General features: G+C 48.1%; 22 protein-coding genes. 9 read left to right on the top strand and 13 right to left on the bottom strand.

Annotated elements, in window-relative coordinates:
- Positions 1 to 20: 20 nt before the first annotated feature.
- Positions 21 to 725 carry a GUN4 domain-containing protein gene (locus tag KBY68_RS01540; protein WP_255095639.1) on the bottom strand — a complete coding sequence of 235 codons (705 nt, stop codon included), beginning with the start codon at positions 723 to 725 and terminating at the stop codon, positions 21 to 23.
- Here KBY68_RS01540 and mnmH point away from each other — a divergent pair.
- Genes mnmH through KBY68_RS01520 form a run of 4 tightly spaced genes read left to right on the top strand, consistent with a single transcriptional unit; the run spans position 710 to position 4,180 of the window.
- On the top strand, positions 710 to 1,750 hold the full coding sequence (mnmH, locus tag KBY68_RS01535) for a tRNA 2-selenouridine(34) synthase MnmH (protein ID WP_255095638.1): 1,041 nt from the start codon (positions 710 to 712) through the stop codon (positions 1,748 to 1,750). The genes KBY68_RS01540 and mnmH overlap by 16 nt on opposite strands.
- Before the next feature lie 24 nt (positions 1,751 to 1,774).
- Positions 1,775 to 2,113 (top strand): photosystem II reaction center protein Psb28, encoded by a 339-nt coding sequence (gene psb28, locus KBY68_RS01530; protein WP_106498919.1) that lies wholly within the window; start codon positions 1,775 to 1,777, stop codon positions 2,111 to 2,113.
- Positions 2,088 to 3,116 (top strand): AI-2E family transporter, encoded by a 1,029-nt coding sequence (locus KBY68_RS01525; RefSeq protein WP_315855636.1) that lies wholly within the window; start codon positions 2,088 to 2,090, stop codon positions 3,114 to 3,116. Before psb28 ends, KBY68_RS01525 begins: the two co-directional genes overlap by 26 nt.
- Positions 3,113 to 4,180, top strand: coding sequence for an AI-2E family transporter (locus KBY68_RS01520; RefSeq protein WP_255095637.1), 1,068 nt, complete (start codon positions 3,113 to 3,115; stop codon positions 4,178 to 4,180). The genes KBY68_RS01525 and KBY68_RS01520 overlap by 4 nt, the downstream gene beginning before the upstream one ends.
- Positions 4,181 to 4,327: 147 nt before the next feature.
- On the opposite strand, the gene secF is transcribed toward KBY68_RS01520, so the two are convergent.
- From secF to KBY68_RS01485, 7 genes are all read right to left on the bottom strand, one after another.
- Positions 4,328 to 5,296 (bottom strand): protein translocase subunit SecF, encoded by a 969-nt coding sequence (gene secF / locus KBY68_RS01515; RefSeq protein ID WP_106498921.1) that lies wholly within the window; start codon positions 5,294 to 5,296, stop codon positions 4,328 to 4,330.
- On the bottom strand, positions 5,293 to 6,750 hold the full coding sequence (secD, locus tag KBY68_RS01510; protein WP_255095636.1) for a protein translocase subunit SecD: 1,458 nt from the start codon (positions 6,748 to 6,750) through the stop codon (positions 5,293 to 5,295). Before secD ends, secF begins: the two co-directional genes overlap by 4 nt.
- Positions 6,747 to 7,724, bottom strand: a complete 978-nt coding sequence (locus KBY68_RS01505; RefSeq protein WP_106498923.1) for an alpha-ketoacid dehydrogenase subunit beta — start codon at positions 7,722 to 7,724, stop codon at positions 6,747 to 6,749. Before KBY68_RS01505 ends, secD begins: the two co-directional genes overlap by 4 nt.
- A 187-nt stretch (positions 7,725 to 7,911) precedes the next feature.
- Positions 7,912 to 8,217, bottom strand: a complete 306-nt coding sequence (locus KBY68_RS01500) for a DUF3082 domain-containing protein (protein WP_315855635.1) — start codon at positions 8,215 to 8,217, stop codon at positions 7,912 to 7,914.
- On the bottom strand, positions 8,201 to 9,139 hold the full coding sequence (ispE, locus tag KBY68_RS01495) for a 4-(cytidine 5'-diphospho)-2-C-methyl-D-erythritol kinase (protein WP_255095634.1): 939 nt from the start codon (positions 9,137 to 9,139) through the stop codon (positions 8,201 to 8,203). Before ispE ends, KBY68_RS01500 begins: the two co-directional genes overlap by 17 nt.
- Positions 9,136 to 9,939, bottom strand: a complete 804-nt coding sequence (rsmA, locus tag KBY68_RS01490) for a 16S rRNA (adenine(1518)-N(6)/adenine(1519)-N(6))-dimethyltransferase RsmA (protein WP_255095633.1) — start codon at positions 9,937 to 9,939, stop codon at positions 9,136 to 9,138. Before rsmA ends, ispE begins: the two co-directional genes overlap by 4 nt.
- Positions 9,940 to 9,968: 29 nt before the next feature.
- Positions 9,969 to 10,373: a YraN family protein gene (locus KBY68_RS01485; RefSeq protein ID WP_255095632.1), complete on the bottom strand. Its 405-nt coding sequence runs from the start codon at positions 10,371 to 10,373 to the stop codon at positions 9,969 to 9,971.
- 57 nt (positions 10,374 to 10,430) lie between these two features.
- On the opposite strand from KBY68_RS01485, the gene KBY68_RS01480 reads away from it, so the two are divergent.
- The gene (locus tag KBY68_RS01480; protein WP_255095631.1) at positions 10,431 to 10,916 is read left to right on the top strand and encodes a pentapeptide repeat-containing protein; all 486 of its coding nucleotides are present in this window, start codon (positions 10,431 to 10,433) and stop codon (positions 10,914 to 10,916) included.
- Between the two features lies 1 nt (position 10,917).
- Entirely contained in the window at positions 10,918 to 11,247 is a 330-nt protein-coding gene (locus KBY68_RS01475) for a hypothetical protein (RefSeq protein WP_255095630.1), read from the top strand.
- Between the two features lie 39 nt (positions 11,248 to 11,286).
- Here KBY68_RS01475 and dnaG read toward each other — a convergent pair whose 3' ends face one another.
- Positions 11,287 to 13,311 carry a DNA primase gene (dnaG, locus tag KBY68_RS01470; RefSeq protein WP_255095629.1) on the bottom strand — a complete coding sequence of 675 codons (2,025 nt, stop codon included), beginning with the start codon at positions 13,309 to 13,311 and terminating at the stop codon, positions 11,287 to 11,289.
- Between the two features lie 34 nt (positions 13,312 to 13,345).
- On the bottom strand, positions 13,346 to 13,774 hold the full coding sequence (locus tag KBY68_RS01465; RefSeq protein ID WP_255095628.1) for a hypothetical protein: 429 nt from the start codon (positions 13,772 to 13,774) through the stop codon (positions 13,346 to 13,348).
- Between the two features lie 21 nt (positions 13,775 to 13,795).
- On the opposite strand from KBY68_RS01465, the gene ruvA reads away from it, so the two are divergent.
- From ruvA to KBY68_RS01450, 3 genes are read left to right on the top strand one after another with little or no spacing between them, the layout of a single operon-like run.
- Positions 13,796 to 14,431, top strand: a complete 636-nt coding sequence (ruvA, locus tag KBY68_RS01460; protein WP_255095627.1) for a Holliday junction branch migration protein RuvA — start codon at positions 13,796 to 13,798, stop codon at positions 14,429 to 14,431.
- A gap of 54 nt (positions 14,432 to 14,485) precedes the next feature.
- Positions 14,486 to 14,755 (top strand): 30S ribosomal protein S15, encoded by a 270-nt coding sequence (gene rpsO / locus KBY68_RS01455; protein WP_106499003.1) that lies wholly within the window; start codon positions 14,486 to 14,488, stop codon positions 14,753 to 14,755.
- Positions 14,756 to 14,760: 5 nt separating this feature from the next.
- The gene (locus KBY68_RS01450) at positions 14,761 to 15,183 is read left to right on the top strand and encodes a PAM68 family protein (protein WP_255095626.1); all 423 of its coding nucleotides are present in this window, start codon (positions 14,761 to 14,763) and stop codon (positions 15,181 to 15,183) included.
- Here KBY68_RS01450 and KBY68_RS01445 read toward each other — a convergent pair.
- From KBY68_RS01445 to KBY68_RS01435, 3 genes are read right to left on the bottom strand one after another with little or no spacing between them, the layout of a single operon-like run.
- Positions 15,134 to 18,652: a DNA polymerase III subunit alpha gene (locus KBY68_RS01445; RefSeq protein WP_255095625.1), complete on the bottom strand. Its 3,519-nt coding sequence runs from the start codon at positions 18,650 to 18,652 to the stop codon at positions 15,134 to 15,136. The two genes, KBY68_RS01450 and KBY68_RS01445, sit on opposite strands and share 50 nt — an antisense overlap.
- A gap of 54 nt (positions 18,653 to 18,706) precedes the next feature.
- Positions 18,707 to 20,167 carry an Asp-tRNA(Asn)/Glu-tRNA(Gln) amidotransferase subunit GatA gene (gene gatA, locus KBY68_RS01440; RefSeq protein ID WP_255095624.1) on the bottom strand — a complete coding sequence of 487 codons (1,461 nt, stop codon included), beginning with the start codon at positions 20,165 to 20,167 and terminating at the stop codon, positions 18,707 to 18,709.
- Positions 20,168 to 20,194: 27 nt separating this feature from the next.
- Positions 20,195 to 20,440, bottom strand: coding sequence for a DUF1816 domain-containing protein (locus tag KBY68_RS01435; RefSeq protein WP_106498933.1), 246 nt, complete (start codon positions 20,438 to 20,440; stop codon positions 20,195 to 20,197).
- Positions 20,441 to 20,463: the final 23 nt, after the last annotated feature.

Here is a 20,463-nt window from a genome sequence, read left to right as displayed (position 1 = left end):
CATTGCGCAGCGATTCGATCCTATGCAGAGCCAGGCCCTAAGTCGAGGCCGGGATGTTTCAAGATTGCATCAAGTAAGCGAACACCACGCAATTGATTCACGAGGGGCATATGCCCCTCTGGTGCCCCATGGGACCAGTTGAAGTTTTTGGGATAGCGGGTCCAAACACCGTTTGCTTTCCAAGCAATCAACTGCCAAAGGTTTTCCCAGTTGCCAGATACACTGCTAAGGAGTTTCTTTTGCACACGAAAACCAAATCTTCCATTGCTATAGAGCCACCAGAGGGCATCCATGTGGGCCAAAAGATTTGGTTTGAAATTTGCCACCTCGCTGAAATACACATACCCCCTCGCCACAGCCTCCGGCCCCGCCATCTCCCTGAGCAAAGAACTAGTTAGCCGATCTGAAAGCTCAAGCTGCTCGAGCAACAAGGCATCCTGTAGCTGTTCAAATAAGTTGGCAAAACCCTCTGGGCATGGCAACCAGCCCCGCGGAAAGCGGATCTTGATTTCAGCCAACATTTCTGAATCCCTTGCCAATAGGCGCAGTAGAGATCCACTCGCCCAGGAATTTGCCTGCCTTGGTTGAGTGAGCAACCTCTCCCAGATCAGCTCCCTAAGCTCAAATGCCTGCGATTGAAGCTGTGCCCAACAACGCAGTTGCTGTCGCTCGGTGCCTGCAAGGAAAAGCTCAAGCAGCTCATCGGAACGTGGACCAGTCAACATCACAAAACAGGCCAGAGGTAAGTATTGCAGTGAATGCTTTTCTGGCTAACCCTGCCCCTCTTTTAGACGTGCGCAGCCCAGGTGAATATGAGCAGGCCCATATTCCAGGGGCAAAAAACCTGCCGCTTTTCTCTAATGAGGAACGAGCTGCCGTGGGTAGCTGCTTCAAGCGGGAGGGTTCAAAAGTAGCCGTAAAGCTTGGTTTGGAACTGGTGGCACCCCGTTTGCTAGAGCTTGCCAACCAATTGGAAGCTGAGGCGAAAAACGGGCATCTAAGGCTTTATTGCTGGCGGGGTGGCATGAGAAGTAGCAGCGTTGCTTGGCTCGCTAAAACCGTTGGCATTGATGTTCAGCTTTTAGCTGGGGGTTACAAGAGTTTCCGCAACTGGGCCCTAGCCCAATTTGAGCTGAGTTGGCCGATATGCCTATTGGGTGGAAGCACAGGTAGTGGCAAAACAGCTGTTTTGCAGGCCCTGGCAAAAAGGGGAGCTGCGGTGGTGGATCTGGAGAAATTGGCCAATCACCGCGGCAGCAGCTTTGGCGGCCTTGGCTTACCAAAACAGCCAAGCGTGGAACATTTTGAAAATTGCCTAGCGATTGAATTAAGGGGCGTAAATGGCATGGCACCGCTCTGGCTTGAGGCGGAGAGTGCCCAAGTGGGACGCTGCCGAATTCCAAATGGCATCTGGAAGCAAATGCAACTAGCTCCGCTAGTGGTGCTTGAGCGCCCCAAGGAGGAGCGCATTGCCATGCTGGTGGAGGTTTATGGCAGCCAGTGCCCGAAGGGATTAATTGAGGCAACCGAACGGCTTAGCCGCAAGCTCGGTCCCCAACGAACAGCCACAGCGCTGAGCAGCATTCGCAATGGTGATCTCAGCAGAGCCTGCGCTGAAATCTTGGATTACTACGACCGCTCCTACACCAGTGAACTAGCTCGGCGCCAATCGAGCATTGAACGGCTTGATGGGGGCGGTAAAAGTATTGAAAATATTGCTCAGCTGCTGATGGAGCTGCGGGCTGCTTAAGCTTCTCGCTTTAGAGGGGATGAAATGGCAGCAGCAATTCAATTTTTCCGAGGAGTTGATGAGCCGGTGGTACCTGATATCAGGCTCACCCGTTCCCGCGACGGCATGACAGGCCAAGCACTCTTCGTTTTTGAGGAGCCAAATGCCCTCGCCCCTGAAGCGATCGGCGACATCACAGGCATGTTTTTGCTGGATGAGGAAGGGGAGCTCATAACCCGTGACGTGAAGGCACGCTTTGTAAACGGAAAGGCGAGTGCCCTAGAGGCCACCTATACATGGAAAAGCGAGGCAGACTTCGAGCGTTTTATGCGCTTTGCTGAGCGCTATGCAGAAAGCCATGAACTTGGATTCAACCAAAGCTGAAGCTGGCATGGGATTTGCCAGCTGGTGCGGCCTGTTGGCACTACTGGCAGCCTTGGGCATTTGCTGGCAATTGCGGGAACTACTGATCCAACTATTTGGCGCGGTTGTTATTGCCGTAGCTCTGTGTGGCTTGGTGTCAAAAGTGGAGCAGCAGTTTTGCCTGAAACGATGGCAAGCCCTGTTAATTAGTTTATTTGTAATTTTTTCATTAGCGATTCTACTTACGGCTCTATTAGTACCACCATTTGTTGAACAGTTTAGCGAACTGCTTACACAATTACCAAAAGCACTTTCCTATCTAGCCAAATTAAGCAACACATTTTTGCTGCGTATTGGCCAAAGCAATGATTTCAATATTAGTGGTGGCGTTAAACCATTGCTTGGATTTGCCGGAAATCTAGGGGCCGCAGCGCTGCAAACCCTCTTCGTGCTTGCCGTGGCAGTGATGATTACCGCCCAACCCAGTGGCTATCTCCAAGTTGCTGTTTCCTTAGCGCCATCCTTCTATAGAAAACGTTTCAGCCTTGTGCTAATCAGCTGCGGAAAAGCGCTGAAAAGCTGGATGTTTGGCGTTCTTATTAGTTCAATATGCGTAGCTATTCTAGCCTTCATTGGCTTAAGTTTACTTGGTATAAAGCTTACAATTGCCAATGCAATCCTTGCTGGGATGTTGAATGTAATCCCAAACGTTGGCCCAACAATAGGTACAATTTTCCCCATGGCTGTAGCCATACTGCAATCCCCCTGGAAAGCTGTGGCAGTGTTAGTTCTTTATGTGTTTATTCAAAATATGGAAAGCTATGTGATAACACCTTCGGTAATGCATCATCAACTTAAATTATTGCCAGGGCTAACCCTTGCTGCACAAGTGGCATTTACATTAATTTTTGGCCCGATCGGTTTATTACTTGCCTTACCCCTTGCCGTTTGTATGCAAGTTTTGATCAGGGATCTACTCATCAATGATTTTCTTGATGGCCTAAAAAGGCCCTTGGGAGCGTGAAAAATAATCAACGGAGTTTTAATTGGCCAGCTCTGCTTGGAAGCATTGCCCTGATTTGCCTTGGGGTGCTTGCCTGGGAGCTGCGCTGGGTGTTACTCGTATTATTTGGTGCAATTGTAATGGCAGTTGCTTTAGATGTGCCAGTTCAATTCATTATTAAACGCTTAAAACTAAAAAGACCTTTAGCCATTGCAGTTGTAGTGGTTCTGATTGCTTTTATCAGTTGGGAACTAGGCACGCTTCTTTTGCCAGAATTGCTTGAGCAAATAAAAACACTTAACCAATTAGTGCCAATACTAGTGCAAAGGCTTTTTCTACTCACAGGGGACATACAAGGCCTTAATGATATCCAAAAATCATTTAGCTCCCTAGGTTCAATCGCAAGCTTGCAACGTTTACAGCCATTGGGTAGTCAATTACTAGGTTTGGCTGGAGGCGCAGCAAATAGTTCAATTCAGCTGATATTAATGACATTACTAGCTATTTTGCTTTGTTTAGATCCTTCAAGTCATACACGACTAATAATTTCATCAAGCCCAAGATTTTACCGGCAACACACCAAAAGACTTTTAGCAGAATGCAGAGAGGCCCTTGGCGGCTGGTTGGCGGGCATGACAATTTCGGCTTCATTGGTATTTGTTGTTACATGGGCAGGCCTGGTATGGCTAAAGGTCCCCCTAGCGTTACTTAGCGGCTTAATTTGCGGGATTCTCACTTTTGTACCCACCATTGGTCCAACTGTAGCCACCCTTGTGCCGGCTGCTGTTGCACTTTTAATATCACCTTTACTTAGCTTGCAGGTAATTATCATGAGGCTTGTTATTCAAAATGCTGAAGCATTTTTGGTAACACCAATACTTTTAAAGCGCACTGTAAATCTTCTACCCACAGTTGCCCTGATGGCACAGTTGAGCCTTGGTGCTCTCCTCGGACTGCCGGGTGTGCTGCTCGCACTACCATCAGTTGTGGTTTTACAAGTTCTACTAGAGGAAATATTTGTTAAAGAGATTATGGATCGCTGGACTTTAAGGTCACTTGTGCATGAAAGAACCAATAGGGAATAATTATTAGAACTAAGGATGCAAGTTTATGAGTAAAAATAGCATAGAAAAAACTTGTCCAGGTGAAATGCTGGTAGAGCAAAATTATTTCAGAACGAAGTTCTAACAAAGCCAGCAACCATAATGTTGTGGCAAAAAGTTTTCTAAAACTCACGCTTGAAGCTCTGCAGTATTGGCAGCAGAACCCCTATTCGGAAGCTTGCCGCCAAGCAGGGGCAACAATGGTGGAATCAAACCAATGCTCGACCAACCACCAATTAGAACACCAACAAGTAAGGCAACAGCAAACCAGTAAAGACTTTCACCGCCAAATAATATCAAGGCTATTATTGGTAGTATTGTTGAAGTTATTGTATAGAAAGACCTTTTAAGTGTGCCGGCAACCGCTCGGTCTACTTGATCCTCAACGCTAAGATTGGGAAGCACCTGTTGTTGTTCGCGAATACGATCAAAAATAACCACGGTATCATTTACTGAATAGCCAGCTATTGTAAGAAGCGCAACTACAAATAAACTGTCAACTTCTACCCCAGCCAATAATCCAAGCCAAGCAAATAATCCCGTGGTTAAAATAACATCATGGGTCAAACACATCAATGCCATTGCAGCATAGAGGCGGGCATAACGCAAAGAGATATAAATAGCTATGCCAGCAAAACTTACTATTAATGCTAGTAAACTGCTGCGCAATAGCTGAGATCCCAATAATGGTCCAATTGTATTTATTTGGGTACCGCTGGCTTGTATTGGTCCGAGCAGGCGATCAAGGCTTTCAACTACTGCTCCGCTCTCAGCTGGGCTAAGGGCCGCAGTGCGTACGCTGATTGCTTTTCCTGAATCAAGGCTTTGCACAACAGCGCCGCTTGGTAGATCCTTTCGCAATTCCTCAGTGGAAAAACTTTTACAAGCAGGGCTGCAGATCCTTTCAACTTGGATTAATGTGCCACCTGTAAAATCCAAGCCGGGCCTTAATGGGGCATGGATCGGCGAAAGCCAAGACAACATCAAGCCCAGCAAGCTAATAAATAGCAGGAAAACAGTTAGAACCATGCAGAAACGCCGGTATCTATTTATTCGGAAAGATGGCTCACGTAGCAGAGCACCGCTGGAAGATGTCATGGCTGAGTTGGGGAGCCCAAGAAAAATTCAGGGCGACGAAGGGCTGGATAACTAAGTACAAGGCGTAAAAGGGTACGGCTACAGGTGAGGGCAGTAAACAAACTAAGCAGTACACCAACTGCGAGGGTTACTGCAAAGCCTCGAACAAGGCCCGTACCAAGCCAAGCGAGGGCAGCGCAGCTGATCAAGGTGGTTATATGGCCATCAAATATTGATGAAAAGGCCCTAGAAAATCCAACATCAACTGATCTAAACAAACTATTACCATCTTGGAGTTCTTCTTTTGTACGTTCAAAGATAAGAATATTTGCATCCACAGCCATGCCCACTGAAAGTATAAAACCAGCGATACCTGGCAGGGTTAGAGTTACTGGAATAAGTGCATAAACGGCAAGATTGAAAAGTGCATACAAACACAACGCAAGAACAGCAACAAAACCAGGCAACCTATAAATAACAACCATAAATATACCAACCAAAACTATACCTAAAATTGCTGCAACTAAACTATTGCGAACATTTTCCGCACCAAGCGTGGGACCAACGGAGCGATTTTCAACTATTTCAACTGGTAAGGGCAAAGCACCACCCCTTAATTGCACTTCCAAATCTCTGGCCTGTTCAGCGCTGAATTGACCTGTGATACTTGCGGCACCGCCTGTGATTCCAGCGGTGGCAAATTGCGGACCAACGCTTGCTTCACTGATAGACCTACCATCAAGCATTATCCCTAAAAGCCTATTAGTGCCTGCAATAGATTTTGTTAATGCTGCGAATTCATCACCACCAACCCTGTCAAACCTCAGGGTTACTTCCCAAGCCTGGCTATTAGGTTGTTGCTGCCTACCAGCATCAATCAAGTGGGTACCGGTGAAAGCTGGTGGCTCAAATAGACTAACAATCCTGCGATTAGTATCTAATAGTATTGCCTTTAGTTGATCTAGTTCTGATGCTTCGGCGGAGCTTTTTATATCTAAGGTTTTCAGCAAATCCTTTAGGGAATCATCCTGAACGGATTCTGCTTTACCAGTGCCTGTTAATTGTTCAATTTTAGCTTCAAGCAAACGCTTCAATCTCATCAAACCAGTCATTTCTTGTTCAGTGCCAGGTTTTTGAGCTCTGAACTCCAACATCGCTGTTGTGCCAAGAACTTCGGCTGCCCTACGGGGGTCCTGGACCCCTGGAAGTTGAACCACAATGCGATCATCGCCGGAGGTTGTAACCGTGGCTTCAGAAACACCTAGGCCATTAACCCTCCTTTCAAGCACATCTTTAACAGCTTCTAGTTTTGTTGGCTCAATTTTTTTAATCGTACCTGCAGGTTTTATCAGAAGTGTTAATTGTGTGCCGCCTCTTAAATCAAGACCAAGTGAAAGTGGTAAACTACGTAAAACCAATACGCTTCCTATTGCAAGGGCAAGAATTAGAGCGAGCCAGCCTTGCGATTTAGTCATCGCTGTACCATCGATTTAACCGTAGATACAATCTGATGGGGTTGAATTATAGTTAGATTTTCTAATTTTCCATTATAGGGCGTGGGAATATCCTGGCTTGATAAGCGCACTGGGGCTGCATCTAATTCATCAAAACAATTTTCAATAATTAATGCAATCAGCTCGGCACCGATGCCGCCAGTTTTCATGCATTCTTCAACAATAACCACCCTGTGGGTTTTTGAAATGGATTTCTTGATTAAATCCATATCAAAGGGTTTTAGGCTAACTAAATCAATGAGTTCTGGGTTGTAGCCAGCCTCCTCCAACTGCTTAACAGCAGCCAAGCAATGGTGGCGCATGCGCGAATAGGTTAGGATTGTAATATCTTCCCCTTCTCTAACAAGTTCCGCTTTATCCAAGGCGCAGGTATAATCACCCTCAGGTATATCCTCACTTAAATTATATAGTAATACATGTTCAAAAAATAGAACTGGATTGTTGTCGCGAATGGCAGCTTTCATTAGGCCCTTCGCATTGGTTGGAGTGCTACACGCAACTATCTTTATGCCAGGAACTGCATGAAAATAGGCCTCTAGGCGTTGGCTGTGCTCCGCCCCCAATTGCCTACCAACGCCCCCCGGTCCCCTAACAACTGTGGGGATCGTGAAATTACCGCCACTGGTGTAGCGCAACATCCCCATGTTGTTTGAAATCTGATTAAAGGCAAGCAATAAGAAACCCATATTCATGCCTTCCACTATTGGTCGCAACCCAGTCATCGCAGCTCCCACGGCCATGCCCGTGAAGCTGTTTTCTGCAATCGGCGTATCAAGAACCCTTAATTCGCCATATTTCTCGTATAGATCTTTTGTAACTTTGTAGGAGCCCCCGTATTGGCCCACATCTTCACCCATCACACATACATATGGGTTTAGGGCCATCTCCTCATCGATGGCATCGCGCAAGGCATTGAAAAGAAGGGTCTCAGCCACAGAACTCAGGGCACGTAGAAAGCCGGAAAATTTCGGCTGGGAGCCAACCTATCAGCGGATAAGAGCCCTAGCCACCTGCCGCAAAGGTTGTGAGTAATAAAACCGATAGCAAAAGGCCTGGCGAAAGCAGAAGGGCCAGTAACCCCAAGTCATGGGGAGTCATGGAACTAATCAAACTAAAGCCAGGTTAATCGGCAGCAGCGGGCCCGGCAGGGATAAGGGAGCGAATTAAAAGCAGAAATAGGCCGATGCTGATCAAGCCAAAGGTAAAAGTTGCTAAGCAGCCTGTGCCCACAAGCAAGGTTTTCACTGCAGTGGCAATTGATTGGGCAATTCTTTGGCTGTAGTGGGGCGGCCGATCGCTGTAGTAGCCAATGATTTTCCAGGTGATGCTCAGGGCTAAACCACAGAACAGGGCGCTGGTGAGGCTGCCACTCAAATAACTGAGGGGACCTTTCTTGGCCGGCAACAGCTGCTTAGTAGGTTCTGGCACACTCAAATCCACATACCCAATGGCTAAAACCATTCTCCCGCAGGGCGGGCAAGAGCTGTTGTTCCGCCAGAGCAGCCCCTGCGCGATTGGGAAATAGGCCAAACAAGCTGGGGCCCGAACCGCTCATGGCTGCAGCAAGTAAACCCGGTGCTTCCTTAAGCAGGCTCAATCCTTTGGAAACAGAGGGCACGGCAGGGGCAACAACCGCTTGTAAATCGTTGCGCAGCATTGGCATGGGTGGTTCCCTTGTGCCCTTAAACCATCGCAACAGGGGGCCTTGGCGCAGTTGCTCACGGCGCTGCTCAAAGTCTTGTTCGTTGGTGAGGTAAAAATCGCCCCGCATTTGCTTGCATTGGCCATAGGCCCATGGGGTACTCACCTGGGCGCTGGGATCCTTGATAAGAAGCACCCCAAGGCTTGGAAGATCGGCCAGGGCCTGCAGGCGTTCGCCACGCCCGAAACAGCATTGGCTGCCCCCTGTTAAACAAAAAGGCACATCTGAACCAAGCTGGGCTGCGATTTGCTCCAACTCAGCCATGCTTAAACCAAGTTGCCAAAATTCATTAAGCAATAACAGCGTTGTAGCGGCATCACTAGATCCCCCAGCCAAGCCAGCCCCGATCGGTATATTTTTTTGCAACTGCAGTTGAGCCCCGAGATCGGGGCGGTTGCAATGGCTTTTAAGTGCAACGGCTGCTTTCACTATCAAATTGCTTTCATCCACGCCAAGGCTTGAATCGGAGCAGCTAAGCGAAACAACACCAGTAACCCCGGCTGAAGCACTGATGTGATCGAAAAGATCAACGGTTTGCATCACCATCGCAAGCTCATGAAAACCATCTGGCCTGATTCCCAACACCTCCAGGTGCAAATTGAGCTTGGCAGGGGCCTTCTTTTGCAGGATTGCAGTTTGCTTAATCAAAACTCAGCTAACAGAGCAGTTGCCAACGCTACCCATTTGTTGGGACCTATTTCTTGGGGTCTTTGTTGAGCTGAAACATCCGCCTGGTTAAGCCAATTTTGAAGCTCCCCCTCCGGTACAAATTGGCAAAGGGTATTGCGAAGCATTTTGCGACGGGCTGCAAAGGCTGATTTCAGCAATTTTTCAACTGTTATCGCAATATTCAATTGCAGCGGCTCAGCCAGGGGCCTTAAACAAATCACCTCAGAGTTCACCTTGGGCGGTGGCTGGAAACAACGGGGAGGCACCTCACAAACCTTTTCGCAAAAGCACTGAAGTTGTAAACGTACGCTCAAGGCACTAAAGCTGCTACTTCCTGGTGCAGCCGTGATTCGCTGGGCAACCTCCTGCTGTAACAACAGCACAAGGGAATCAAAACCATTTGAGCGCGGGTGATCAAGCCGACCAAGCAAAATCTCCAGCAGGGGACCTGTGATGTTGTAAGGAATATTTGCAACAACCTTATTTGCCGTTGGGAGCGCCATGGCGAGGGCATCCCCCTGGTGCAAGTTAAATCTTGGATCTTTGCCAAAGCGCTGCTGTAAACCAACCACTAAATCCCGATCTAATTCAATGGCCTCTAGCCTTTGCAATGGTTGCTCAAGAATTTTTTCGGTGAGGGCACCACGCCCTGGGCCTATTTCCAAAACCCTATCTGTGGCTTGCAGCTTTGCCGCCCCAACAATGCTGTTGAGCACAGCAGCGTCGATTAACCAGTGTTGGCCAAATCGTTTGCGGGCGGTGTGGCCTGAGAAGCCCATAAATTGAAGCTATTTGCAGAGGGTTGCTCCTAACTGTGGAGCACCAACCAGCGAATGGGCCGAGAGAGCCTCAAGCGGGGCCGCGAACCCAAGGGCACTAGGGCAAGGGCAATCTGAACCGATGCCCCATGCCAATTGGGGTTTAGCGCCAACCAACAGGAAAAACTGCGTTCTAACCTGCGCCGCTTTTGGGGACCAAAGGCCCCGAGCCCCCAATTGTCTGGGCCACAACGGCTGCGGGCCTTCACCTCCACCAGCAGCAACCTCTGGGGCTTGGAAACCAGTAGATCCAATTCTCCCCAGCGGCAGCTCCAGCGATGTTCAAGCAATGCCCAGCCCCGTTGCTTAAGCAGCTGCAGAGCCTCTAATTCAGCGCCAAGGCCCTCAATATCTCTTCTATTCCTTGGATAGCTATCTGGTTGAGATGGTGGCAACAAACCTAAAGGGATCGAAATAGATCTAGGGTTCCACCCAAACTCAGCTATGAAGCAATGGCACGATTAATCGCTTCCCTAGTGCTAGCGCTGTCCCTGCTGGGCTGCGGCTTAGGGATGGCCTTGCCTGTGTTTGCTGCGAAGGAATTTAATAAGCAGGTGTTGATCGGGGCGGATTTCCATGGAGCTGATTTAAGAGCCACCACATTTAGCCTCACAAATTTGCGGGAGGCTAATTTCAAAGGGGCAAACTTGGAAGGGGCAAGCCTTTTCGGTGCAAAGCTTCAGGATGCAGATTTGAGTGATGCAAATTTACGCGGAGCAACCTTGGATTCTGCAGTATTTGATGGCACAAAACTCGACCAAGCAATCCTTGAAGATGCATTTGCCTTTAATACACGCTTCAAGAATGTGAGTATTATTGGTGCTGATTTTACCAATGTGCCTTTGCGGGGCGATTCACTCAAGATTTTATGCGCAGTTGCGAGCGGAACAAACAACAGCACTGGTCGCAGCACCTTTAACAGCTTGCAATGTGAATAATATGGCCCTTGATCCTAAAAGTAAAGAGCGTTTAGAAGCACTAGGAAGGCGATTGCCCCAACCGCTAGCAACTCCTGAGAAAACAGAAGCAACACCAACCCGAAAATTACATCCGGTAGAAACTGAACAAAATCCCGAAGAATTGTTCCGTCAACTAATGCAAGTAAGCCCAGACGGTAATGTGCCAGACCATTTACTAGCGAGGTTAAAATCCATGGAAGCCAAGAAATCAGAAACCACAAAAATCAAACAAAAAAATAATCAGATCATTGAAAAGGATACCCTATACACCGAGTTTCAACAGCTCCTCCTGGAGCAGGATGAAGTTTAAAACAAAGTTCAAAACAAAGTGTAAGATAAATTACAAGAATTAAGCGCAACGCTGGGCGTCCAGCTCGGTTAGGTAACGCCTTTCATTGTAATAAAGTTCCTGAAATCGGATTGCATCTGCATTTAATTCATTAAATAGTAAATCAATCCTTTGTTCGCCATCGTCATTGTTAGCCGGTTGAATGCGATCTGCCTCAAGCAGTAAAGAAATACAATGTTCTAAACTTTGTAGGCGTTGGCTACCCCAAGCTTCAATTAAATGGCGACATCTACGTATTACTCGCTGGCGTTCCAAGCTAGCTGTGGTACCCCGCAAGTGTTGAGTGGGATTGATTAAATTAAGATCTTGAAGTTCACTGGGCTCAAGCAGTTCACTCAGCCGTTGAAGCAGGGCTGTATTTGTTTCTAAAAGATGATCACTTAGTAGTTTAGCAATATCTATATCCATAAGGGCTTCCCCAGGGCTACTGCCCCTACAAATATCCTCAATTTCAACAATGCCAAGTTTTGATTCTTCTAATTCACTAATAACAAGCCACAGCTTGCGGTGGTGTGGAATCCCAAAATCCTCCAGGTCCCTTGTTCGCAACTCCCTGCGAATTTCGGCGCGCACCGCCGGTGCATGCAAATAAAGACGGAGCAAAGCTGCCTCTGCCCGTTCTCTGATCCCAGCTTCCCCTGGTTGACCATGGCGACTGGAGCGCCCATGCCAACGTTGGCCTTTCACCTGTTGACGGAGATCCTCCTCCAGCTGTAACGCCATGCGCGATTGACCGCCGGATAGACGTTCAGCCACCCTTTGCAAATAGTGGCTGCGCAGGGCCGATTGGGGCAATTTGCCAAGCAGCTCCACAAGGGCCTTCACCACTTGCTGAAATTGATCGGCACGGTTTAAATCCATGCCGATCAATACCTGCTCAATTTGCCAATCAAGCCAGAGGGGTGCTTGTTCAACGAGGGCTAAATAATTGGCAGAGCCCTGGAGTTTTAAAAAATCATCCGGATCCTTCCCCTCGGGCAAAGGCAAAATCCGCAATTCAATCTGCCCCTGCAACGCTTGTTGCTCAACTTCACCAATTGCCCTTTGAGCTGCCCTAATACCAGCCCCATCAGCATCGAAATTAAGTACGATCCTCCTGCTATCACAACAGCGGCATAACTGGGTAATTTGCTGACTACCAAGCGCTGTACCCAATGCTGCAACCGAGTGGCGCACTCCAGCGGCATGGAGGGCAATTACATCAAAATAACCCTCAACAACAATTGCACAATCAGCGCGGCGAATTGGATCTGCAGCCTTATCCAAACCAAATAAGTGCTTACCCTTTTCAAATACTTCAGTTTCAGGTGAATTTAAATATTTTGGTTCTACCCCCTCAAGGCTACGGCCACCAAAACCAATGATTCGGCCTTGACGGTCGTGAATAGGAACCATCAATCGCTCCCTAAAGCGATCATAAAATCCATCGCCCCCCTTGCGGGCAACAACTAAGCCAGCCATTTCTAAACAATTAATATCAATATTTTCAACCTGTTGCAAATGGCTGATAAGCGCATCCCACTTATTGGGTGCGTAGCCCAACTCAAATAATTCGATCGTGCCGTTATTTAAGCCCCTATCCTTTTGCAAATAGTTCAGAGCTGCTGCACCGATTGGACTGCGCAAATTTGCTCGAAACCAACCACTCGCCAAAGCGAGTGCTCGATGAATTTTATCTCGTCGCGTTAATTGTTCTTTTAGGCGTTCCTGCTGAGGAGCGTCTAGTGTTTCAACTGGTAATGAATATTTCCTTGCCAGCTCAAGCACCACATCACTAAAGCTCTGACGCTTTAATTCCATCAGGAATTTCAAACTATTACCACCAGCCCCACAGGAAAAGCAATAATAAAATTGCTTTGCTGGCGATACTGTCATCGATGGTGATTTGTCATCGTGAAATGGACAAATCCCAACAAATTCTTTGCCTTTTTTCTTTAGTACTACGTGTTCACCAACCACTTCAACAATGTCTGCCCTTTCCTTTACCGCCTCAATTGTGCGGGGGTGGAGACGGGGGCTGCTCACTGTTAACCGTAAGGGTTTCCCATTGTTGCTGGTTTTAGGCCAGGGGCAATGGATATATCCGCCACTGGGGAGACTGGGAGCTTGGTGGCTTTAGCAGTCGCCAGGTTTGACCTTTTTCACCGCGTATCAAACGCAATTCAAAGGGGCTTGCCACATTCAGCGATTCTCCAGGCCAGCGCCAATCAAATCGGCCATGGAGCAGCCATACCTTTTGATTTTGAATCCGTTCCAGCCGTTGTTGATCCAACCGCACCCGCTGCAGGCTAGGCACATCCTCCCTTGGCGATAGCTGCAGGGCATCAGCCAGTTCAACCTCACTCAATTGAACTTGCAGATTTAAAGCCGATAGCAGGGCCTGACGCGGCGGTTGATTGAAGGAAACACAGCCAGAAAGGCTGATCAGCAAGCTAAGCAAAGCCCCCAGACGAGCCAGCCGGCGCAGGGTTGGCAGCAACGGCACCATTAGTTCAAATCTGAGCACAGCATGATCGGTTGGCTTGAAGGACACCTGGGCCACACCTGGCAGGAGGGAAATCGCTGCGGTTTGCTTTTGATTTGCGCCGGTGTGGGCTACGAGGTTCAAATTAGTAAAGAGCTGTGGGCTGTGCATCGGCTTAGCCCTGGGGCTGCAACGCTCAGTTTTTGGATCCATCATCTTCATAGGGAAGATGGCAGTGTGCTTTTCGGCTTCAGCCATCAGCAGGAGCGCAATCTATTTCGACTACTGATTGGAGTTAGCGGGGTTGGCCCCCAGGTTGCGATGGCATTGATGGGAGCGATGGAGGCGCCAGTTCTTATTGAAGCTATCCAGCAGGGAAACCTAAACCTGCTTTGCAGTGCCCAGGGTGTGGGCAAACGCACCGCTGAGCGCCTCTCGCTTGAACTGAGGCAGAAACTCGATAGTTATGTGATCAGCCACAACCAAGAAGCCAGCTTGGCTGCACTCGAAACAAACCTACGGCCAGAACTTGAGCAGATGCTCACCAGTTTGGGATATGGCCCCTTGGAAATTCACGAGGCCCTTAAGGCCGTGAATCCCCTGCTATCCGGGGATGATGCGGAAAATAGTGATGCCTGGTTGCGGGAAAGCCTGCGCTGGCTTGGCCAAACTGCCAAATAAGGCCCCTCGGGGAGTTATGGTGGTTGATTGCACCGATTCGGGCCGATCTCCCGCATGCCGCTCAACACAGAAAAGAAACAAGAGCTGATTAACAGCCACCAAACCCATGGCACAGACACCGGATCGGTGGAAGTGCAGGTGGCCATGTTGAGTGAGCGCATCAGCCAGCTCACCGGCCACCTACAGGCCAACAAACACGATTTTTCTTCTAAGCAAGGCCTCCTGAAAATGCTTGGTCGCCGCAAAAGCCTGCTGAGCTACTTGAAAAGCCAAAGCAACGAGCGGTATCAAACCCTGATCGCTAAACTGGGCATCCGAGGCTAGGCACCATGGCGGATGGCTTCGCTCACGAGCGCAATCAGCCAACATCATCACCAGCAAAAGCAGCCGCAGCTCCTAAACCCGTTAAAAAGCTAAAAGTTAGCGATAGCAAAAAGGCAATTCCCCAAACGGTTGCTAACCGCATGGCTCGAAGGGTTGCTATCGCCACTGGCATACCAACAATTATGGGGATGGCAGTTTTTGTTGGTAGTTATCTATTAATCACTAAAAAGATCCTGGATATCCCAACTGGAATCACCTTAATAAGTTCTGGTGGATGTTTCTTACTAGGCTTAGTTGGGCTTAGCTATGGAATCTTCTCAAGCAGTTGGTTAGAAGAACCTGGTTCTCTATTTGGTTTTGAGCAAATTAAACCTAATATCAAGCGGCTGCGCAGTGGCGCAAGCTCACCTGAAAAGCAGCAGCGCTAAGGCTTGCCACTGCGGCATCAGCATTGTTTACACAAAATTGATGACCAAGGCGCACAAAGCAATGGCCTTCAAGGCTCTCTATTTCTGCAACAACTGGAATCCTTGCACCAACTGATTCATTATCAACACGGTGCTGCTGTAAACATTCTCTTAGTTGATGTTGAACCGTAATATCTCCCGCCTGCTTTTGATTTAATTTTACCATCACCAGGCGCAAGTCATCAACCAAAGCAACATCGTCAACAATTAACTGCACTCGATCATCGCGCCGGTCTACCTGGGCCCACAACAATAAACGGGCATCAACCATCAAATGATCAGCAAGCCGAGCATAGGTTTTTGGAAAAACAACCGCTTCTGCACTACCGGTGAGATCTTCAAGCTGCAAAATTGCCATGCGATCGCCCTTGCGGGTGGTTACTAATTTTATTTCTGGAACCATCACTAGTGCAGAGATACGGCTGCGGTCGGCCTGCTCCTCCAGTTGAGCCAACCCAACTGGTGAAAGCAAATGGCTGGTGGATTTCAATTGCTTCAACGGATGATCTGATAGATAAAAACCAACCAATTCCTTTTCGAGACGCAATTTTTCCGTAGGGGCATAATCGGCAACAGACGCAGCCTTTGGCGCTGTACTAACAGCAGTATTTGTTCCTGCAGAGCTATCAACTGTTAATAAATCAAGCAAACTACCCTGACCACTTACGCGATCCCTTGCCCTTGAGTTAGCCCAATCAAGCAGCAGATCAAGATCAGCCATCAATTGGGCACGATTTGCCTTTGGTTCTAGGCAATCAAGCGCACCGCAATGGATCAATGATTCCAGGGCTCTGCGATTTAAGGAGCTAGCAGTTGCCATGCGATCGCAGAGATCGGCAAGGGATTGGAACGGACCATCTTTTTGCCGTGAAAGTAACAAGCCGCGAATGGCACCTTCGCCTAAATTCCTAATTGCCGACAAACCAAATAATATTTTATTCTCTTGTGGGGTAAAATCAATGCCTGAACTATTTAAATCAGGGGGTAAAACCTCAATGCCCATGGAATTACAATTTGAGATGTAGCGCTGCACCTTATCTGTAATACCAGAGTTAACTGTTAATAGAGCTGCCATGTAGGCAACCGGATAATGGGCTTTTAAATATGCGGTTTGATAGGTAACGGCGCCATAGGCAGTGGAGTGGCTTTTATTAAAACAATATTCTGCGAACAACACCATTTGATCAAATAATGTATCTGCTACCTTTTCAGGAACCGCCTGAGCAGTTGCCCCTTGTACAAATTGACTGCGATGTTTTTGCATTTCTGACACCTTCTTCTTACCCATGGCCCTCCGCAACAGATCAGCCTCACCAAGTGAATAGCCAGCTAAATCCTGGGCGATGCGCATGATCTGCTCTTGATAAACCATAATTCCATAGGTTTCCTGCAGAATCGGCTCAAGTTTGGGATCAACGAATTCGATTAATTCACGACCATGTTTGCGATTAATAAATTTAGGTATTAGCCCTGCATCAAGAGGTCCGGGACGATAGAGGGCCAATATCGAAGAAATATCCTCAAGGGAGGATGGTTTTAAATCTCTTACGATCTGGCGCATGCCACTGGATTCCAATTGGAAAATTCCTTCCAGGTCCCCCCTTGCCAATAGGGCATAGGTTGCTGAATCATTTGCTGGCAGATCATCTGGATCTATGCGAATACCAGAATGCTGATGTACTAACTGCAGGGTTTTATCGATCATGGTTAGGTTTTTAAGGCCCAAGAAGTCCATCTTAAGTAAACCCATTGATTCAACATCTTCCATGAAATATTGAGTTATTATTTGACCATCATTATTTCGCTGTAGTGGCACAAGTTCATCTAGGGGTTCAGCTGCGATAACAACACCTGCTGCATGAACGCCAAAACTTTTGTTTGTACCCTCAATGCGGCGAGCAAGATCGATCCAATGCTTAACAGCGGGATCGTTATTATATTTATCCCTAAAATCAGGCGCTGGAGATTCCTCACTTATCATTTCATCTAGATTTGCTGGCTTGCCTCGAACAACAGGAATTAATTTTGCCAGTCTGTCTGCATCCCCATAGGGAATATCCAGAACTCTGGCCACATCCTTCAAAACTGCCTTTGAAGTCATGCGGTTAAATGTAATTATTTGTGCCACCTTATCCTCACCATAGCGCTTGGTTACGTATTCAATTACCTCCCCCCTGCGCTCAATACAAAAATCGGTATCAATATCCGGCATAGACTTTCGCTCAGGATTCAAAAAGCGTTCAAATAACAAACCATTCTTAACGGGATCAATATTTGTTATTCCGAGGGCATAGGCCACCAGGGATCCTGCGGCAGAACCTCTACCCGGCCCCACAGGAATACCATTATCTCGAGCGAAACGAATATAATCCCAAACCACAAGGAAATAGGTGGGAAAACCCATCTGCTCCATAACCTCCAGTTCAAAATAGAGGCGATCTGCATAGATTTTTTCAATTACTTCCGAATCTGTTATTGCCAGTCTGGCCCTTAATCCTTGCTCAGAAACTTCCGTTAAGTAACTAACTGAGGTGTGGCCATCAGGGATCGGGAAATTTGGCATTTGATACCGTCCAAGAATGTCATACTCCTCAACTTTATTTGCAACTTTAACCGTATTATCAAGGGCTTTTTCAACAACGCTAGCTTCTAAATGATCAGCAAACAACAACTCCATTTCAGCTCTGCTTTTAATAAATTCAGTGCCGGTATAGCGGAGGCGCTTCTGATCGCTAATGAGTTTTCCTGTTAATACACATAAAAGGGCGTCATGGGCCTCCACATCCAATCCGCTTAAGTAGTGAGCGTCGTTAGTTGCAATTATTTCAATATCAAGTTCAGCCGCCAATTTTGCTATGCCAGTGTTTACGATCCGATCCTCAGGGGAGCCATGATCTTGAATTTCCAGATAAAAATCTTCAGCAAATACATCCCTATACCAAATGGCAATGTCCCTAGCCACATCATATCTTCCTTTTAAAAGCGCCTGGGGTATTTCACCACCCATGCAAGCGGTGGCAACAATTAAACCCTCACTATATTTTTTCAATATCTGTTTATCAATACAAGCCCGTGAGAAAATTCCCTTACCTCGCATCCCTTGGAGATGACTAATTGTTGTTAATTTTACTAGATTTTTATAACCAATTTGATTTTTTGCTAACACAACCAGATGATATCTACGCTCTTTCTTTTGCTGGGGATCTTCAATGCTGCCATTAACAACATACATTTCATTGCCGATAATTGGTTTTATCCCAGCCTTTGTGCACAACTTAAGTAGTTCAATGGCGCCATACATCACACCATGATCCGTTATGGCAACAGCTGGCATCCCCAATTCAACGGCTCGCGCCACCATGGCGGGAAGCTGGGTTGCCCCATCCAACAGGCTGTAATCGCTGTGGTTATGAAGGGGAACAAACGACAAAGCTTTCCACCAGCCCTAGTGCACCCACCCTAGCTAGGGGCACTAGATATGGTGCTAACCAATGGCCAGTGCAGCTTCGGGCCGATCTTTCATCACCGCAGCGGCCTGCTCATAGTGATGGGATACCTGAAGCAATCTCGCTTCCTCAAGCACCGGTGCCATCAATTGCAGGCCAATGGGGAGGCCATTGCTATCAAAACCACAGGGAACACTGATGGCAGGAATACCAGCTAGGTTTGCTGGAATGGTTAGCAAGTCGGCTAAGTACATAGCTATTGGATTATCACTATGCTCCCCAGGTTTAAAGGCAGTTGTAGGCGAGGTGGGCGTAAGTAATAAATCAACCTGTTGGAAAGCCCTATTGAAATCCTCCCTAATTAATGTGCGCACTTGTTGTGCTTTGCGGTAGTAGGCATCTCCGTAGCCAGCAGATAGGGCATAGGTACCAATTAAAATTCTCCTTTGAACCTCTGCGCCAAAACAATTGGCCCTAGTGAGTGCCGTCATGGCACCGAGGCTTTCGCCAGCTTGATGGCGCTGGCCATACTTAACACCGTCATAACGGGCCAAATTGGCCGATGCCTCAGAAGGGGCAATCACGTAGTAGGTGGCGATACCGTCTTTAAAACGGGGACAACTCACATCCACCATGGTGCAGCCAAGGGATTGCAACAGGTTTGCAGCCCCACGCACCGAAGCCTCAACTTCAGGGTTTAAACCAGCGCCAAAGGCCTCTTTCAATATTCCTACCCTCAAACCCTTAACTGGCTGATCCAAAGCCTCAAGGTAATTAGGAACGGGTAGGTCAAGGCTTGTGGCATCAAAGGGATCGTGGCCGGCAATCACCTGTAAAACAGCCGCCACATCAGCAACCGTGCGGCCAAATGGACCCACTTGATCAAGGGAGCTGGCAAAGGCCACAAGTCCCCAACGGCTCACCCGGCCGTAGGTGGGTTTCAAGCCCACAACACCACAAAAACTTGCCGGTTGTCGGATTGATCCACCGGTATCTGAACCAAGGGCTGCATCGCATTGGCCAGCGGCTACAGCTGCGGCGCTGCCCCCGGAACTTCCCCCCGGCACCCTGGTGGGATCCCATGGATTGGCAGTGGCACCAAATGCTGAGGTTTCAGTTGAGCTGCCCATGGCGAACTCATCGAGGTTTGTTTTACCCACCAGCACAGCCCCTGCCTGCCAAAGCCTTTGGGTAACTGTGGATTCGTAGGGGGGGATGAAGTGCTCGAGCATTCGGCTTGAGCAGGTGGTTTTTATACCTTTAGTGCAGAGGTTGTCTTTAATTGCCAGATTCACTCCGGCTAAGGGTCCCAACTTTTCACCGGCTGCCTTCGCCTTATCAATTCGCTCTGCATCTAACTTCGCCCGCTCTTGGGTAAGCGTTACGAATGAGTGCAACTGCGGTTCGGTTTCAGCTATGCGATCAAAACTTGCCTGGGTGTGGGCACTGGCCGATTGCAAGCCTTGATCAAAGGCAGCACGCCCCCGGCTGATCACCATGTGCGAAACAAAACTGTTGCGACGCTATCAGCCCTGATGTTCGATGGTGAATGGTTCACCGCGACGGGTTCGCACTAAACGATGTTCCAATACCGCTGGTCCCTCACTGCGCAGGTCTGCCAAGAAAGCAGGTAGCTTGCATTCGAGCGTATGGCGACGCACATAGGGGCCGAACCAATAGGTGACATCTGGTTGGCGGGTATCAACCCTCGCCCACCAGGCCAGGCCTAGGGCATTGGCAGTGGCGCGGAGGGGAGCGGAAAAAAGACCCATCAGAAAGCTCATGCGCCGTTATT

It is taken from the genome of Synechococcus lacustris Maggiore-St4-Slac (assembly GCF_024345595.1).
Lineage (GTDB): Bacteria > Cyanobacteriota > Cyanobacteriia > PCC-6307 > Cyanobiaceae > Synechococcus_D > Synechococcus_D lacustris.
Note: the sequence above shows the minus strand (reverse complement) of the source record. Positions and strands in the feature narration are given on the sequence as shown.

What these genes read in the sequence shown, in the direction of transcription:
- KBY68_RS01450 (WP_255095626.1), top strand. Translation starts at nt 14,761, where the DNA reads ATGGCGGATGGCTTCGCTCACGAGCGCAATCAGCCAACATCATCACCA.
- KBY68_RS01540 (WP_255095639.1), bottom strand. Translation starts at nt 725, where the DNA reads ATGTTGACTGGTCCACGTTCCGATGAGCTGCTTGAGCTTTTCCTTGCA.
- rpsO (WP_106499003.1), top strand. Translation starts at nt 14,486, where the DNA reads ATGCCGCTCAACACAGAAAAGAAACAAGAGCTGATTAACAGCCACCAA.
- KBY68_RS01525 (WP_315855636.1), top strand. Translation starts at nt 2,088, where the DNA reads ATGAACTTGGATTCAACCAAAGCTGAAGCTGGCATGGGATTTGCCAGC.
- psb28 (WP_106498919.1), top strand. Translation starts at nt 1,775, where the DNA reads ATGGCAGCAGCAATTCAATTTTTCCGAGGAGTTGATGAGCCGGTGGTA.
- ruvA (WP_255095627.1), top strand. Translation starts at nt 13,796, where the DNA reads ATGATCGGTTGGCTTGAAGGACACCTGGGCCACACCTGGCAGGAGGGA.
- KBY68_RS01465 (WP_255095628.1), bottom strand. Translation starts at nt 13,774, where the DNA reads ATGGTGCCGTTGCTGCCAACCCTGCGCCGGCTGGCTCGTCTGGGGGCT.
- KBY68_RS01480 (WP_255095631.1), top strand. Translation starts at nt 10,431, where the DNA reads ATGGCACGATTAATCGCTTCCCTAGTGCTAGCGCTGTCCCTGCTGGGC.
- secD (WP_255095636.1), bottom strand. Translation starts at nt 6,750, where the DNA reads ATGACTAAATCGCAAGGCTGGCTCGCTCTAATTCTTGCCCTTGCAATA.
- KBY68_RS01475 (WP_255095630.1), top strand. Translation starts at nt 10,918, where the DNA reads ATGGCCCTTGATCCTAAAAGTAAAGAGCGTTTAGAAGCACTAGGAAGG.
- rsmA (WP_255095633.1), bottom strand. Translation starts at nt 9,939, where the DNA reads ATGGGCTTCTCAGGCCACACCGCCCGCAAACGATTTGGCCAACACTGG.
- KBY68_RS01435 (WP_106498933.1), bottom strand. Translation starts at nt 20,440, where the DNA reads ATGGGTCTTTTTTCCGCTCCCCTCCGCGCCACTGCCAATGCCCTAGGC.
- secF (WP_106498921.1), bottom strand. Translation starts at nt 5,296, where the DNA reads ATGACATCTTCCAGCGGTGCTCTGCTACGTGAGCCATCTTTCCGAATA.
- gatA (WP_255095624.1), bottom strand. Translation starts at nt 20,167, where the DNA reads ATGGTGATCAGCCGGGGGCGTGCTGCCTTTGATCAAGGCTTGCAATCG.